Origin of the sequence: Mycobacterium gordonae, from assembly GCF_017086405.1 — a bacterium.
Lineage (GTDB): Bacteria > Actinomycetota > Actinomycetes > Mycobacteriales > Mycobacteriaceae > Mycobacterium > Mycobacterium gordonae_D.
This window is the reverse complement of record NZ_CP070973.1, coordinates 5160007-5176125: the sequence shown is the minus strand read 5'-3', so window position 1 is coordinate 5176125 and position 16119 is coordinate 5160007. Positions and strand designations below refer to the sequence as shown.

General features: G+C 67.0%; 13 protein-coding genes. 3 read left to right on the top strand and 10 right to left on the bottom strand.

The window, feature by feature from the left end:
- Positions 1-21 precede the first annotated feature (21 nt).
- From JX552_RS21915 to JX552_RS21895, 5 genes are all read right to left on the bottom strand, one after another.
- Positions 22-324, bottom strand: coding sequence for a PE family protein (locus JX552_RS21915; protein WP_205873979.1), 303 nt, complete (start codon positions 322-324; stop codon positions 22-24).
- A gap of 10 nt (positions 325-334) precedes the next feature.
- The gene (locus JX552_RS21910) at positions 335-1702 is read right to left on the bottom strand and encodes a hypothetical protein (protein ID WP_241010674.1); all 1368 of its coding nucleotides are present in this window, start codon (positions 1700-1702) and stop codon (positions 335-337) included.
- 10 nt (positions 1703-1712) lie between these two features.
- Positions 1713-2000, bottom strand: a complete 288-nt coding sequence (locus JX552_RS21905; RefSeq protein WP_069434235.1) for a hypothetical protein — start codon at positions 1998-2000, stop codon at positions 1713-1715.
- 185 nt (positions 2001-2185) lie between these two features.
- Positions 2186-2536 carry a YbaB/EbfC family nucleoid-associated protein gene (locus JX552_RS21900; protein WP_205873978.1) on the bottom strand — a complete coding sequence of 117 codons (351 nt, stop codon included), beginning with the start codon at positions 2534-2536 and terminating at the stop codon, positions 2186-2188.
- On the bottom strand, positions 2533-2877 hold the full coding sequence (locus JX552_RS21895; RefSeq protein WP_241010673.1) for a hypothetical protein: 345 nt from the start codon (positions 2875-2877) through the stop codon (positions 2533-2535). Before JX552_RS21895 ends, JX552_RS21900 begins: the two co-directional genes overlap by 4 nt.
- 206 nt (positions 2878-3083) lie before the next feature.
- Between JX552_RS21895 and eccA the strand changes: the two genes are divergently transcribed.
- The 3 genes from eccA to JX552_RS33455 all read left to right on the top strand — a co-directional run bounded on the left by eccA (position 3084) and on the right by JX552_RS33455 (position 10226).
- Positions 3084-4922: a type VII secretion AAA-ATPase EccA gene (gene eccA / locus JX552_RS21890; RefSeq protein ID WP_205873977.1), complete on the top strand. Its 1839-nt coding sequence runs from the start codon at positions 3084-3086 to the stop codon at positions 4920-4922.
- 257 nt (positions 4923-5179) lie between these two features.
- Complete coding sequence (locus tag JX552_RS21885; RefSeq protein ID WP_431196004.1) at positions 5180-6517, top strand: MinD/ParA family ATP-binding protein; 1338 nt, start codon at positions 5180-5182, stop codon at positions 6515-6517.
- An 877-nt stretch (positions 6518-7394) separates the two neighbouring features.
- On the top strand, positions 7395-10226 hold the full coding sequence (locus JX552_RS33455; RefSeq protein ID WP_277396001.1) for a PPE family protein: 2832 nt from the start codon (positions 7395-7397) through the stop codon (positions 10224-10226).
- Between the two features lie 92 nt (positions 10227-10318).
- Here the strand turns inward: JX552_RS33455 and JX552_RS21875 are convergent, their stop codons facing one another.
- From JX552_RS21875 to JX552_RS21855, 5 genes are read right to left on the bottom strand one after another with little or no spacing between them, the layout of a single operon-like run.
- On the bottom strand, positions 10319-11809 hold the full coding sequence (locus JX552_RS21875; protein ID WP_205873976.1) for a class I adenylate-forming enzyme family protein: 1491 nt from the start codon (positions 11807-11809) through the stop codon (positions 10319-10321).
- Positions 11806-12741, bottom strand: coding sequence for an acyl-CoA dehydrogenase family protein (locus JX552_RS21870; RefSeq protein WP_205873975.1), 936 nt, complete (start codon positions 12739-12741; stop codon positions 11806-11808). Before JX552_RS21870 ends, JX552_RS21875 begins: the two co-directional genes overlap by 4 nt.
- A complete protein-coding gene (locus JX552_RS21865) occupies positions 12738-13895 on the bottom strand; it encodes an acyl-CoA dehydrogenase family protein (RefSeq protein ID WP_205873974.1) in 1158 nt (385 codons plus the stop codon). The genes JX552_RS21870 and JX552_RS21865 overlap by 4 nt, the downstream gene beginning before the upstream one ends.
- Positions 13892-14986, bottom strand: coding sequence for an acyl-CoA dehydrogenase family protein (locus JX552_RS21860; protein ID WP_205873973.1), 1095 nt, complete (start codon positions 14984-14986; stop codon positions 13892-13894). The genes JX552_RS21865 and JX552_RS21860 overlap by 4 nt, the downstream gene beginning before the upstream one ends.
- Positions 14987-16057, bottom strand: coding sequence for an acyl-CoA dehydrogenase family protein (locus JX552_RS21855; protein WP_205873972.1), 1071 nt, complete (start codon positions 16055-16057; stop codon positions 14987-14989).
- Positions 16058-16119 lie beyond the last annotated feature (62 nt).

The window sequence follows — 16119 nt, the reverse complement described above, 5'->3', positions numbered from 1 at the left end:
CTCGCGGTGCGGCAGTCGGTGTTACCCCATTACTCGGTCCGCGAGGTCGGCGTCGGAGATGCGACCCGCGTGGGTGCGCATTGTCGCCGAGACCTCGCGAATTTCGTTGGCGCCCTGGTCGGATGCCTTGGTGAACGAGCCGTGCACCTCGTTGAGGGTGTGCGCGACGCGCTGCGACACCTCGTCCTGACCGGAGGCGATGGTGGTCAGGTTGGGCCGCTCGGTTTCCAGCACGTGCTGCATCCGGTTGGCGAGTTCGTCGAGTTGGTGGGAGACCTCGGTGACCTCGTCGGGCCGGATGGACAGGCGGTTGTAGTCGGTCATGTCAGTGCTCCTAGATTCGAAGTTTGATGTCGGGGCTGTCGTCGGGATCGATTGTGGTGTCACCGATTACGGCCGGGCTGGCATGGCCGAGGTCGCCCACGATCTCGCCGCCCTGTTCCGTCGTGTGCAGGAATGACGCGGCGGTGTGGTTACCGCTGCCGCCGGCCTTGCCGCCCTGACCGCCGTAACCGGCCGCGCCCGGCATCATGCCGCCGCCGCCCAATCCGGCGGCGCCGGCCGTCGGCCGGGCGGTCGCCGACCGCGCCGCCGCGGCGGCTCCGCTGTTCTCGTTCTGCACCAGTGGGGAGGAAGCGGGGTTGCGTGCCGGAGTCGTCGCTCCGATACCGCCACCGCCACCGTGTCCACCCCCGCTGGGGTGAGTCGCGCTGACCATCCGTCCGGTGTGCCCCAGCGCAGAGGCGGGGGCGGCGCCCGCGCCCTGCCCGGCCTGGCCGAGACTTGAGATCAGCCCGGTGCCGGCTTGCATGCCCGCCTGCAGGGCCTGGGTGCCTGCCTGCACGCCCATGGTCAGGGGCATCATGCCCATCTGCATTGCCGGACCGATCATGCTCATTCCCACCGAGAGCATCGGGCCGACCATCCCCATCGCCATCTGGGGGCCCTGCGCGACCGCGACCGGAGCGCCGGTCGCGGTGGTGGTCGCGGCCTGGCTGGTCAGGGTGCTCTCCAGCTCGGTGATGCATTCGGTGGCCAGTGCGCTGGCCCGGGATGCGGACTCGACCATGTTGGCCGCGGTCCAGGGCAGGCCCGCGGCGAGACCCTCCAGCTCGTGCTGGCACTCCTGCAGGATGTGCAGGAGTCGTTCCTGGCCTTGGGCGACGTTGGCCGCCGCGGCGCTATATTCGCCACCGAGTGCGGTGCCTTGTGCGGCGACGGCGGCGCCGTTCGCCAAGGTCTCGCCGGTCTTGGCCGCGGCAGCTCCGGCCCCGGCTCCCGACCAGCCCTGGCCGCCCATGCCGCCCATCATTTGGCTCATGGCCTGCTGGACACTCCCGGCGGCCTGCTGAAACGCCTGGCTGATCCCCCCGAACATCTGTGTCGGGTTCAGGCCCTGAAACAGACCCGGCCCCAAGGTGCCGAGCATGTCGGTGACCGGTTTGAGCAGCCCACTGGCGAAGTTGCTGCCCATGCCGCCGGGCGCGGCGGCACCGGTGAGTTCGGCCGGGATTTCCTCGCCCGGCAGGCCGGGGAACGCGGGGCCGCCGGCGGGCAGCTGCCCCAGGTTGAACTGGTTCAGGATGTCCTGAACAGGCCGATTCAGCCACGCCTGCAGGTCGTTCTCCATCTGGTTGACGACCGGCGTGTGATCGAAGTCGGGAATCGTGCCCGGCTGTGGTGCTGGGTCGGTAGTGCCCACGACGGGTTGCCTAGACGTCGGTGGCGTCGACGGCGGTGTGGGTTGCGCCGACGATGTGGGTTGCTACGCCGAGCATGCCGTGCTTGGCGGCCGTCATCATGCCGCTGGCGACGTTGTTCGCGGTGGATTCGAACATCGCCGGGATCATGTTCGCCGCGGCGATCGGGCCGAGGGCCATCGAGAACGAGCTCAGCTGAGCCGGGGTGACCGCCCCGAACGCGGTGGTGATCGCGGTGCCCGCCGCCTCCTGCGCGTCGGTCAGCGCCTCCATGAACTCAGGCTGCATTTCGAATGTCATTGTCGGCTTCTTTCCCCCAGATTGTCCGCTGAGCTGCAGCTAGCGCTGGTCCCTCAACCTTAAGCGCTGCCTCCACCAGTAAATTGCACGAAATTTAAGCAGACTTTCCCAATGCGCGCAGTTCACTTGGGTCCAACATTGCCGGGGCTGTGGTCTACATGTGTGCAATAACACAGCCCATTTGGCTATCTCGGTTCGATAACGGTGCCGTCAGAGCGGGCCAGCGGGGCTCTCTGCAGCTCCTCCATGCGTGCCATGAACTCCCTGAGCAGGAAGTTATAGCGTTCGGCGGCGACCCTGGCCGCAGCGTGCGCGGTGTCGACGATCAACGTGGCCAGGGTGTCAGGGTCCAGGCGGCTGGCCGGTGGGCCCAGCCACAATCCGGTCAGGCTGCCCAGTCCGTCCACCTCGGCGCTAACTGCCCGGTCTCGGCTGGTCACCCGCGCCGTGATGGTCCTCGACTGCTCGTTCATCGCCTGCATCAGGTCGCGTTGTTTGATGGCTCGCGCGATCACGGACTGCGCCAGGCTGGTCATACCGACCTCATCCAGGTGGCTGGGGGATCGTCGTCTTCTTGGCCGAACAGCTGTTCTTCCAGCCGAGCGAGGTCCTCCTCGGTCGGCAGCCCCATCTGGCGCAGTGTCGAGGAGGTGTAGCCCTTGCCCGCTAGGTCACGCCGAAAGGCGACCTGGGCGCGCAATGCCGACAGCTTGCACAGCGACAAGATCTCGGTGGCCAACTCCTGCGGGGGTCGGGCGAGTTCGGAGCGGTCCAGCTTCAGTGCCGTGGGCAGTCCGCGTTCGGTGGTGACCACGGCGATGGTCCCGGTACGTGACCGCACCGGCTGCCGCTGTTGCGGCTGTTGCTGTTGTGGCATTCGGCCTCGATTTGGCTGGCTGGATTTGACGACGAATTGAAAGTCCCCAGATCGGTACAATAACTTTCTACCGCTATGTCATGGCACACCTCGTTTTACGTGCATGATTACGCGGGACACCCCGAGGGGCAGCGGGTTCGTTTGTGCGGCAGGGCCACCGCGCGGTAGCCGCTAGTTGGTTCGCTAGTAGTAAGGACACCGAGTAGATGCCTGGCACCAGGGACGCGCAGCGGGTCTTCGACGCCGGCGTGTTGTCACTGGGAATCCCCATCGACGGGCTGGAAACCGATCGCGATGTCCAGTACGCGGCCCTAGCTTTCAAGCGTGCCACCGAGCACGACCCGCAGATGAGCGACGCCTGGCTGGGCCGTGCCGCCGCCGGCGACGTCAGCAGCGAGGTGCTCTACAACCTGTGGCGGACAAGCAAAGACAACCTCAACCGCGAGCAACGCCGGCTCGGATTGCCCCGCCGCGCGCTCAGCGGCCGATTCCAGACCGGTCTCTACCTCGACTACACCCTGAGCACCCTCACCGAGGTGTGGCTCGCCTACGCGGCAAGCATGATCGCGGGCAAGGACTACGACGAAGCGCAGCGGGTGCTCGACGAACTCGAGACGCTGCGGCGCTCGATGCCCGATGGTGACGCGGGGAACAACGAGATCTGTGCGTATATCCGGGGGGTGCTGCACTTCACCACCCAGCGCTGGCCCGATGTCCTTACGGCACTGGCCAATTCGGCCTCGTTCAACGACGAGTACATCGGCGCCGGGGCACACCTGATGGTGGGTTCGGCCTGCGCGCAGATGGGCTTGTTCGGCGAAGCCATTCGGCGGCTCGACCAGGCGATCGACGGGCCGATTCCGGCGGCGAGTCGGGCAGCCGAGTTCTGCAAAGGGCTGACCCTGCGTGAGATGGGTAAGGAACCGGAGGCGCGAACCATTTTCGAGCGCATCTACAGCGAGGAGCCCGGCTTCGAGGCCAATGCCGCCGCGCTGCACGACCCGAAGTACCGCCTGATCGTCAGCACCAGAGAAGACATCGACTCCCGCACCGACAAATGGGATCCGTCGACCGCACGCAGTGTCCGTGCAGTCAGCGCCGAGGGCTTGACCGAACGCGGCAACGAATATTTGCGCGCCGCGCAGATCGAATTGGACCGTCAGATCGGTCTCACCGACGTCAAGCTGCAGGTGGCCAAACTACGCTCGGCCGCCAAGTTGGCGAAGGTACGTGAAGGAAAAGGCTTGAGCGCTGCCGCGCGCAGCCTGCACCTGGCGTTCACCGGCCCACCCGGCACCGGCAAGACCACCATTGCCCGCGTCGTCGCGCAGGTGTACTGCGGATTAGGACTGCTGAAGACCCCCGCGGTGATCGAGGCCAAACGCAGTGATTTCGTCGGCGAACACCTCGGTAGCACGGCGATCAAGACGTCGGCGCTGATCGATTCGGCAATGGACGGGGTGCTGTTCATCGACGAGGCCTACAGCCTGATCCAGAGCGGGCTGTCCGGCGGCGACGCATTCGGGCGGGAGGCCGTCGACACGCTGCTCGCCCGGATGGAGAACGACCGCGACCGGCTGGTGGTGATCATCGCCGGATACGACGCCGAGATCGACCGCTTCTTGGCGTCCAACGAGGGCATGGCGTCGCGGTTCACCAAGCGGATCCGGTTCGCCTCCTACAACCCGACCGAACTCGGTGACATCGGCCGGCTGATCGCCAAGACCAGGGATTCCGAGCTGACCGAGGGGGCATACGACGAGTTGGTCACCGCGTGCGACGTCCTCTACCGCAACCAATCCGTGGACAACACCGGTGCGTTGCGCCGCGAGATCGACCTGGTGGGCAACGGACGCTTTGTCCGCAACGTCATCGAAACGGCCGAAGAGGAGCGGGAGTATCGCTTGAGCGAGCGCGAAGACGTCGACGTGGAGGATCTCGACGAAACCGAGCTGATGCGCATCGAACTCGATGACATGCGCGCCGCGTTGGAGAACGTGCTCGGGATCACCACCGGCCAGCTGATCTCGAGAACCCGATCGTGAGCGGATCCGAAGCCCCGAAATCCGGGTTCAAGCGCAGCAGTGACGCCGACACCAACCCGATTCCGGTTCGGGAGATCCAGGCCAAGCTGGCCGAGGAGGCCGCAGAGGCGGCGACGGTTGTAGAAGAGCTGCCGCCAGCTCCGGGACCGTCGTCGGCGGGCACCCGGGTGATCGACGTGCCGCCGGCGCCGCAGCCGGTTGTCGAGGCCGCGCCTGAATTAGAGCCCGAGCCCGCGGCTGAGCCCGGACCAGACCCGGTGCGTCCGGCCCCGACTGCCGAGGGCACCCGGGTGATGGAGCTGCCGCCGCTGCCGCGGCGTCCGGTACCTGAACCGTCGGCAGCCGAAGCACCGCCGCCCCGGCCGGCACCGGTGTTCAGCAAGCCGCCGGTGTTCAGCGAGCCACCCCGATCGCCGGAGCCCCCGGCACCGGAAGCCACCGCCGTCGTCGAGATACCCGAACAGCCTCCGGTACGTCCGGCGCCGATTCCCGGCCGGCCTGCGCCGGAACCGCCACCAACACCGCCGGCTGCTGCCGCACCGCCGCCGGCGCCTGTTCCGCCGCCGCCGGCGCCGGATCCCCGGTTGAACCCGCCTGCCCCAGCTCCGGTTGCGACGCCGTTTACCAGGGCCGCGCCGACCGCCCCGCCGCAGCACCCGCAGGACCCGCGGATGCCCTCGCATACGGACCTGGGGCTGGTGCGTCGCGTTCGGCCGCTCCCGCAGAGCGGGTGGCGCAAGGTGGTGCATCGCGTCACCGGCCTCAACCCCAAGGAGTCCGAACAGGAGAACACCCGGCAGCAGCTGGTGGCGAGGGTGAGCCAGCCGGTGCGAGGTGATTACAGCATCGCCGTGTTGTCGATGAAAGGTGGTGTCGGCAAGACCACCACCACGGTCGGGTTGGGGTCCACCTTCGCCGCGATCCGGGGTGACCGCGTCATCGCGGTCGACGCCAACCCCGACTTCGGCACTCTGGCGCAACGCGGTCCCGATCAGAGTCGCTCGACGGTACGCGATTTATTGTTGGACGACAACATCTTTCGCTACTCCGACATTCGGCGGCACACGTCGCAAAGCACCAGTCGGCTGGAAATCCTTGCCTCCGAACGCGATCCGGCGACCTCCGAGGCGTTCTCGGACGCCGACTACCGCGGGGTGATCCGGCTGCTGCAGCGGTTCTACAACCTGATCCTCACCGACTGCGGCACCGGGCTGGTGCACTCGGCGATGTCGGCCGTGCTCGACGAGGCCGATGCCATCGTGTTGGTCGCTTCGCCCGCCATCGACGCCGCTCGTAGCGCCTTCGCCACGCTGGATTGGCTGGAACACCATGGGCGTGGGCATCTGATTCCCAACGCGACGGTGGTGATCAGCGCGTCACGGCCGGGGAAGTCGTCGGTCGAACTGGACACGCTGGCCGCGCAGTTCCTCACCCGGATTCGCGCGGTCCACGTGATCCCCTTCGACGACCATCTGGCCCAGGGGTCAGAGATCGTCCTGGATCTGATGGCCAGCCGAACCCGTCAGGCGTTCCTGGAACTGGCTGCGTCCATCGCTGACGGGTTCGCGCACACCAAGCGGACCTCGCGGGCCTGAATCGTTTAGCCTTCAGATATCCGTTTGCCGGGCCGTCGAGCAGAAAGTGCGCGGTACCCAGGCGCGGCGTAATTGGCTCCGAGCGTTATCAGCGCGCGGCATGTATGCAGGTTCGGGCGGTCGACACGTCATCCGTGAGCATTGCACGCGACGGCTGATCGAGAGCCGAACCGCGGGCTGACGACGTGTTGTGATCCGCCTGGGATTGGCAACGCTCCCGTGCCTTTTAGTGCCGAACGAGTTTATACACCACTTTTTCTATGAGTATTCGCGAGGCATCGAAGGCGTCACGCGGCACCGCAACCGTCGAAGTACCCGCCCTCGGCGCTGGTCGATTTGCGATACCGGCGATGGTCCGCCCGTCGACTGCGCGCCGGTCTGGCGGTCTCGTATCGGTGTCCTCATTCCTTCACAGCTTCGAATCCAATCTGCAGGGGATCCGCGCTATGCGGCTGATGAATGGCCTCTAATCAGGCAATTTGGTGCGGTGTGCGCAGATTGATGTCGATGATTCGCCGGGTTGTCGGGATGGGATCGGCTCCAGCGCGCAGGGCCTGCACACCATCGAGTCAGTGTGGAGCCGGTCGCCGGCAGCAGGTGATCTCGACCATCCCGCGGGCCGGCATCTGGCCGCACCGGGTGGCGGCGCGAAGCGAATGCCGACCAATAACTGAATGGTCGGCGCCGCCACTTACTAGCCAGTGCTCGGTGCGTCTTGTACCGTGTCGCGCTATCAAACTTCACTGCGAAGACTTGATGCAATTGTGACCATCTTGGCAGGGCCTATCCGGTCGTTATCAGACCCGGCGAGAGCAATTAAATAGTGCGGGTACCGGCAGGGGTGCTCGCGATTGATCTGTCGAAAAGGAATGCAAATATGAGTTTCTTGACTTCGCCTCCTGAGATTAATTCCGCCCGGATTTTGTCCGGGGCAGGGTCGGCGCCGATGTTGGAGGCGGCCGCCGCCTGGAATGGGCTGGCCGGTGAACTGGCTTCGGCGTCGGAATCGTTTTCGTCGGTGACCGGTGAACTGACGGGCACGGCGTGGCAGGGGCCGGCATCGGCGGCGATGGCCGCTAGTGCTGCAAGGTATGCGAGGTCATTGGCCGTCGCGGCAGTGCATGCTTCGGGAGCGGCCGGCCGGGCCGAACAGGTCGCCGGTGCTTACGAGACGGCGCGGGCGGCCATGATCCCTCCAGCGGCAGTTGCGGCCAACCGCGGTGGTCTCGTGCGGCTGGTTGTGTCGAATTTCTTTGGCCAGAATGCGCCGGCGATCGCGACCGTCGAGACGGTCTATGAGGAGATGTGGGCGCAGGACGTGACGGCCATGGTCGGGTACCACGGCAGCGTGTCGGCGGCCGCCGCCGAACTGGCGCCGTGGGATCAGGTCGCCCACACCCTGTCGGGTCTGACGGCGGCCGCACCTGCCCGGCCCGAACCGGCCGCAGGCGCCGTGGGTGGAGCCGCGGAAGCTGGGGCGACGACGCCCTTGTCAATCAGTAGTGCCAGCGCGAACCGCGCTGCAGTTGCACCGCAAGACAGCCACGCCCTGAGCTCCGTCGCCACTGGCGCGAGAGGGCTACTCACCAGCGGTGGTGGGCAGGTGGGGGCGGTGTCGGTGGAGATGAATGTGGGTGACAGCGGGGTGGTGGGGGTGGCCTCGGGTGTGGGGGCTGGCGGTGCTACTGGCGGTGTTGGTGGTGGTGGGGGTGCGGTGAGCGTTGGACAAAGTGGGGTGGGGCATTTGGGTGCTGGGGTGGGCATTGATGCGGTTTCGGGTCAGGTGGCAGGTGGTGGTGAGTCGTTGTCGGGTGGTCGGCTTGGTACGGGTTTGCGGGTGGTGGATGCCGGTGATGACAGCGCGGCGTGGAGTATTTCTGAGCGGTTGAGGACCGGTGGCCAGATCAGTGTGGGTGATCTTGGTAGTGCGGGTGTGCTTGGTGGTGGGTCGGTGAGCCCGGTGGCTGATCCTGCTGGGCAGCTTGGGGTGGGCCCGGTGCCCCTCCACGGTGGCGGGTCGGTTGCTTCGGTGGGTGGGGGAAGTGTGTCGATCGGGGATGGGGTGGGTGCGGTCGTTGGCACTGGTGTCAGCGGTGGTGGGCAGGTGGGGGCGGTGTCGGTGGAGATGAATGTGGGTGACAGCGGGGTGGTGGGGGTGGCCTCGGGTGTGGGGGCTGGCGGTGCTACTGGCGGTGGTGGTGGGGGTGCGGTGAGCGTTGGACAAAGTGGGGTGGGGCATTTGGGTGCTGGGGTGGGCATTGATGCGGTTTCGGGTCAGGTGGCAGGTGGTGGTGAGTCGTTGTCGGGTGGTCGGCTTGGTACGGGTTTGCGGGTGGTGGATGCCGGTGATGACAGCGCGGCGTGGAGTATTTCTGAGCGGTTGAGGACCGGTGGCCAGATCAGTGTGGGTGATCTTGGTAGTGCGGGTGTGCTTGGTGGTGGGTCGGTGAGCCCGGTGGCTGATCCTGCTGGGCAGCTTGGGGTGGGCCCGGTGCCCCTCCACGGTGGCGGGTCGGTTGCTTCGGTGGGTGGGGGAAGTGTGTCGATCGGGGATGGGGTGGGTGCGGTCGTTGGCACTGGTGTCAGCGGTGGTGGGCAGGTGGGGGCGGTGTCGGTGGAGATGAATGTGGGTGACAGCGGGGTGGTGGGGGTGGCCTCGGGTGTGGGGGCTGGCGGTGCTACTGGCGGTGGTGGTGGGGGTGCGGTGAGCGTTGGACAAAGTGGGGTGGGGCATTTGGGTGCTGGGGTGGGCATTGATGCGGTTTCGGGTCAGGTGGCAGGTGGTGGTGAGTCGTTGTCGGGTGGTCGGCTTGGTACGGGTTTGCGGGTGGTGGATGCCGGTGATGACAGCGCGGCGTGGAGTATTTCTGAGCGGTTGAGGACCGGTGGCCAGATCAGTGTGGGTGATCTTGGTAGTGCGGGTGTGCTTGGTGGTGGGTCGGTGAGCCCGGTGGCTGATCCTGCTGGGCAGCTTGGGGTGGGCCCGGTGCCCCTCCACGGTGGCGGGTCGGTTGCTTCGGTGGGTGGGGGAAGTGTGTCGATCGGGGATGGGGTGGGTGCGGTCGTTGGCACTGGTGTCAGCGGTGGTGGGCAGGTGGGGGCGGTGTCGGTGGAGATGAATGTGGGTGACAGCGGGGTGGTGGGGGTGGCCTCGGGTGTGGGGGCTGGCGGTGCTACTGGCGGTGTTGGTGGTGGTGGGGGTGCGGTGAGCGTTGGACAAAGTGGGGTGGGGCATTTGGGTGCTGGGGTGGGCATTGATGCGGTTTCGGGTCAGGTGGCAGGTGGTGGTGAGTCGTTGTCGGGTGGTCGGCTTGGTACGGGTTTGCGGGTGGTGGATGCCGGTGATGACAGCGCGGCGTGGAGTATTTCTGAGCGGTTGAGGACCGGTGGCCAGATCAGTGTGGGTGATCTTGGTAGTGCGGGTGTGCTTGGTGGTGGGTCGGTGAGCCCGGTGGCGGATCCTGCTGGGCAGCTTGGGGTGGGCCCGGTGCCCCTCCACGGTGGCGGGTCGGTTGCTTCGGTGGGTGGGGGAAGTGTGTCGATCGGGGATGGGGTGGGTGCGGTCGTTGGCACTGGTGTCAGCGGTGGTGGGCAGGTGGGGGCGGTGTCGGTGGAGATGAATGTGGGTGACAGCGGGGTGGTGGGGGTGGCCTCGGGACCCGTGGCCGTTCCACTGGCTAATCTCCTGCCCGCATTCCGGCTGCCGTGAAATGTAGAACTGGCGTTGCCCGCTAGGTTCTTCTAGGGCCGGCAACTCCTGTGGCAGCTCGGTAGGCCGACAACACAGCGGGTTTCATTTGCTCATCCTCCCCGCGCCGCGACCATCGTGGAACGGTTCACCTTGGTGGCCGCGGTGCGGGGGATGGCGTCGACGAATTCCACCGTCTTGGGAACTTTGTACGGCGCCAGTCGGCTCTTGGCGTACTCGATCACCTGCTGCTCGGTCAGCGGACCCGCGGCGTGTACGACGGCGTGGACCCGCCGTCCCCAGCGCGCGTCGGCGAGGCCGATGACCACGACATCGGCGATACCCGGATGCCCGGATAGTGCCGATTCCACTTCTGCGGGAAAGACATTGGCGCCCCCGCTGATGATCATGTCGGCGCGTCGATCAGTGATGTGCAGGTAGCCATCTTCGTCGAGATGGCCGATGTCGCCGGCCGAGCGGAACCCGTCCTCGGTCGACGGCAGTGGCGGAGCCCCACCCAGATACCGGTAGCCGGCGCTCATCGGCGCCCGCAGATACACGTCACCCTGTTCACCGGGAGCGAGGGGCCGCTTGTCGGCGTCCAGAATTCTGATCTCGGTGTCCCGGAAGCCGCGACCGACGCTGCCCGGATGACTCAGCCACTCGTCGCCGCGCAACGCGGTCAGACCAAGGTTCTCGGTCATACCGTAGGCCATCACGATCTGTTCCGGGCTGAGCAACTCGAACCAGGTGTGCAGCAGCGACGGCGGCATCACGGCCGCGCCCTGCAGGATGAACACGATGCTGGACAGGTCGCGCCGGCCGATGTCTGGCAGTGCGGCGACCCGGGACAGCATCGTCGGCGTCGCCGTGAAATTGCTGATGCGGAAGCGCTCGATGGTGTCGACAAACGTTGGCGCGTCGAACTTTTCCAGTATCACCAGGTGATCGCCGGCCAGCAGCATCAGCAGCGGTGCGAAGCCGTTGGTGTGGTACATCGGGGCGGGCACCATGATCCGCTGCGGCTTGGGCACCGGCGTCCAGTTCTCCAGGAACGGCTCGCCCTGCTGGGGTATCCACAGCGACGGCGCCAGGTTGAGGATCACTTTGGGCACGCCGGTGGATCCGCTGGAACAGATGCCGTTGGCGGTGGGGGACACGGCTGTCGGAAGCGGAGTTGCCGGTGCGGCCGTCGCGTACGCATCCAGCTCCCAGCGGCTGACCTCGTCGACCACGACTGCCGGGTTGATCACCGCCCGCACCCGATCGCGTTCCCACTCCGGCAGGTCCCAATGCATCGGGATCGGAACGGCGCCGACCTTCCAGCAGCCCAGCGTGGCCAGCACCAGGTGCATCGAGTTCGGGATGGCGATGGCCACCAGCGAACCCGTCTCCGCCCCGCGAGCCGCCAGCGCCCGGCCCCACTGACTGGCCCGGGCATCGAGTTCCCCGAAGGTGACTGCCTGCGCGCTGCCACCCAGCGAGACGACCGTGACCGCGGTGTCGTCAGGTTGTTGTTCGGCAAGCTCGGTCAGCTTGGTCGCGAACGGGACACCGTCCTCGAACGGGTTGGACGGCATCGCCGCGGTGACTGGCTGGTTCATGCCGGGACACGCCCGCTGAACAAGGTCTCGAAGGAACCGTCCGCCACATCCGGAATCAGCCGCAACGCCAGCGCCTCTGGACTCAACGGCAATCGAATCAGCGGTTGGGTGTGCCGGTCGAGCACGCTGATGTCGGACTCGTCGCAGAAACCCAGCGCGCCGAGCAGTTGATGCGCGGTGCGTAGCACCTGCCGTGCCGTCTCGGCCGCCTTGAGACGCAGTATCCGGGCGTCGGACGAAAAGGTCTGCGCCGGTGCTGATTCCGGCCGGCACAGGGTGTACTTGGCGAGCTCGTGCAATCCCCGCACCGCGACCGCGGCATCGGCCACGGCGAATCGGACGGTTTGAAAATCGGCGAGTGGTTTGCCGAACTGCACCCGCGCCTGCACATGCCCGGTGGCGATCTCCAGTGCCTGCTGCACCGCACCAAGAATCCGCCATGACCCCAGCACGAGATGAAGGTTGACGTCGGCAGCCGGCACCGTGCCGTCGGGCGCCGACAACGTGGCCGAAACCAGAAACGGCCCCAATTTGGCGGCCGTCCGCGACGTCGGCTGGGCCCGGTAGCGGGTGCCGTCGACAGCGGCGCCGAGCCAGGCACCGGGCAGGTCGCCGTGGTCGATGCGCGGCGCTTGCGGATTGACCAGGCTCAGCCGGGCACCGTCGATTCCCAGCAGTTCCTCGACAAGCGGATACGGCAGGGCCGTCGCTCCGGCAGCCTGGCAGAGCACCGCGGCGGCCAGCAGGTCGTCTGATTGCGACCGGACGTCGAGGTCGAACGCGCCAACTTCCGCCAAAGCGTCGCGCGCCGCGAGCCGAACACCGTCGTCGCTCTCGGCGCGCAGCGCGGCCGGCGGCCCGCCCAATCGGGCCAGTCGCTTGACCGCCACCGCGGCGAAGTCGGTGATATCTTGTGGCAGTTCGGTATTCACCGGTGCTCTCCCAAAACGTCGCGTGCCACCATCATCCGCTGGACTTCGATGGTGCCCGAGGCCACGGTGGCGGCCTGGGCGTAGCGCCAATGGTCGTCGACCGCGCCGTACAGCGCCGCGGAGCTGCCGCTGTCCAGAGCCGTGGGGCCCAGCACGTCGAAGAGCAACTCGGCGACCAGTTGATCGCAGGTGGTGGTGGCGATGCGTGCCGCGCTGGCTGCCGCGCCCGCCGCCGGGTCATCCTGCAGCGACACAGCGCGGTAGGCCATCAACCGGGCCACCCGCAGATCGACGAGCGCCCGAACCCACCGCACCCGAATCGATTCGGGCAGTCGGTCCCAGTCGGCGCCAAGCTCGGCCTGCATCCGGTGCAGCAGCGACTCGCAGCGGGCATAGCGCGCGATGCCGACCCGTTCGAAAGCCAGCGCCTCGCGCATCACCCGCCAGCCGTCGCCGGGCTCACCGAGCACATCACCGGGCGTGGCCGACAGCTCGTCGAGAAACACCTCGTTGAGGTGATGGGGCCCCAGCATGGAAGGGATGCCGCGAACGGTGAAACCGGGCCGGTCCATCGGGATCAGAAACAGGCTCAGCCGCTTGGACTTCGGCGCATCGGGGTGCGTGCAGGCGGCCAGCACGCACCAGGACGCCATGCGAGCGTAGGACGTCCACACCTTCTGCCCGGTGATCCGCCAGCCGTCACCGTCCGGGACGGCGCGGGTGCGCAGCGACGCCAGGTCGGTTCCGGCTTCGGGCTCGGAGAAGCCCTGGCACCAGATCACCTCTCCAGATGCGATGCCGGACAGATGTTGGGCCTTCTGCTGCTCGGTCCCGTAGCGCATGATCGCCGGGCCGACCCAATTGATGCCCATGTACTGAGGACCTCGGGGCTCGTAGTTGGCCCACATCTCCTCACGCAGTACGGTCTGTTGCCAGATCGAACCGCCTCCTCCGCCATGCTCTTTCGGCCACGCCAGGGCCAGCAGTCCCTCGGACGCCAGCAGCTTGCAGAACGATTCGGTGGTCGCCAGGTCGTCGGGATCGTCGGTACATGCGCCCAGGAAATCGGCGGGAATGTGTTCGGCAATGAGCCGCCGCAACCGGTTTCGCAATTCGCCGGCGTCGTCGCCGAGGTCGTAGTCCATCGTGGTCATCCCTTCGGCAGCCCGAGCAGCCGCTCGGCGATGATGTTGCGCTGGACCTCGGAGGTCCCGCCGTAGATGGTCGCGGCCAGGGCGTCCTGCCGTTCGAACAGCAGGTCGGGGTCGCATGTCGAAGCCGGTCCCGCCGCAGCCGCGCTGAGTTCCCAGACTCGCTGCAGGGTAACCGATCCGAGCAGCTTCATGGTGTCGGCTTCCGGGCTGGGGCGACCGGCCAGTTCGTTCTGCAGGGCGCGGTATCCGGTGGCCCGTAACGCTTCGGCGTCGGCCAGCAACGCGCCGAGTTCACCGTAGACGTCACCGGTTGCGGTACCGCGGATCGAAGTCAGCCCACGCTGGATCTCGACCCAGTTCATGATCCAGATCATCTGGCGCTCATGGTGTAACGACGACATCGCAACATTCCAGCCGCCGTGGAGCGGACCCAGCAGGTTCTCTACCGGCACCTCGACGTCGTCGAGAAAGACCTCGCAGAACGTCTCGTCGGAGATGGACGCCATCCGGATGGGTTCGATCCGCACGCCGGGTGACCGCAGATCGAGGATCAGGCACGAGATGCCGCGGTGCTTGGGCGCGCCCGGATCGGTGCGGGCATACAAGGTGCACCAGCGGGATTCGTGGGCGTGGGTGGTCCAGATCTTGTGGCCGTTGACCCGGAACATCTCACCCTCGCGCTCGGCCCGGGTGCGCAGGCCGGCGAAGTCCGAACCGGCTTCGGGCTCGGACATGCCCAGCGCCCACCATTCGTCGCCGCGCAGCAGTGGCACCAGCAGTCGGTCGATCTGCTCGGGGGTGCCGAACTGGCGAATGCCTGGTGCCGCGACCCCGGGACCCTGGACGTTGGGCAGTTTGGGCGCCGACCGCACCGCGGCCTCAATGCGTATCTCCATCGCCTCGCGCAGGCCAAGCGACCGGCCGCCGTGTTCGCGGGGCCAGGTCGGTTGCAGCCAGCCGGCCTCGAAGGCGGCCCGCTGATAGGCCCGCCGCAACGGAATGTCCCACCGGTACTCGCGATAGCGGTCGTAGTAGTCGGGTGGTAGGAAGTCACCCAGCCAGGAACCGAATTCATCTGTGACCGAAGTCATTTAGTGCCCCTCCGCGAACCGGCGACCCACCTCGTGGTACAGCGTGCGGCTGTCACCCAGCAGGGCTGCCCCCTGCCAGGCGTGCCGGACGTAGAGGTGTGCATCGTGTTCCCAGGTCTGCCCCAGCGCGCCATGCACCTGAACCATGGCGCGCGCACACGCGCTCGCGGCATCGGCCGCGGCCGCTTTGGCCAGGGCCGCTGAAGTCCATGAGTCGGGTCCGCCGAGGCGTGCCGCAGCGGCATAAGTGAGGCTGCGGGCGCGTTCCACGCTGACGTAATTGTCCGCCAGAGCGTGTTTGACGCCCTGGAAAGCGCCGATCGAGCTGCCGAACTGGCGGCGCGTCTTGGCGTGCTCGACCGAGCGTTGTAGCGCCGCTGCGGCCACCCCGACCAGGTCCGCTGCGATCGACACCAGCGGCGCCGCCAGCGCGGATTCGACGGACGCCACGGGCGCGACGGCCAGAGGGGCGGCGTCGATCTCGACGTCGGCGACCGGCTGGGCGGGGTCGGTGCACTCGGCGGGCGCGACCGTGACACCGGCACCGGCACGTGCAACAGCGGCCACCTGCCCGCGATCGCTTTCGGCCAGTGTGACGATCAGTTCCGCGCGGGCAGCATGGGGAACGGCAACCGCGCGACCACGCAACCGGCCGTCCCGTAGTGTCACCGGCGCGCCGGGCAGCCGGCTGCCGGGGGAGTGGACCGCCAGGGTTGCGACGACCCCGGAGGCGATCTCGGCGAGCACCTCGCCGACATCGGTACCGACTTGCGGGCCGGCCGCCCGCAGCAGGGCGGCGGCCAGCCCGATGCTGCTCAGCATCGGCACCGGCGCGACGGCGGCGCCGCATTCCTCGAGTACCACCGTCAACTCGACCGGGCCGAATTCGCCGCCTGGGTGACACCAGGCCAGCTCCGCCCAGCCCAGGTCGACGAACGTCTTCCACAAAGTGCGCCAGCGGTCCGGATCCTCACAAGCTTGCCGGGCGGCATCGGGTGGACACTCGGCACGCAGGATGCCACGCACGGTGTCGCGCAGCGCCAGCTGCTCCGAAGTCAGACCAACATCCATAAGACCCCTAACATAATAAAAATAGTAAACTAGCGAGCGGCACGCAATCGCAGCCGTCGGGA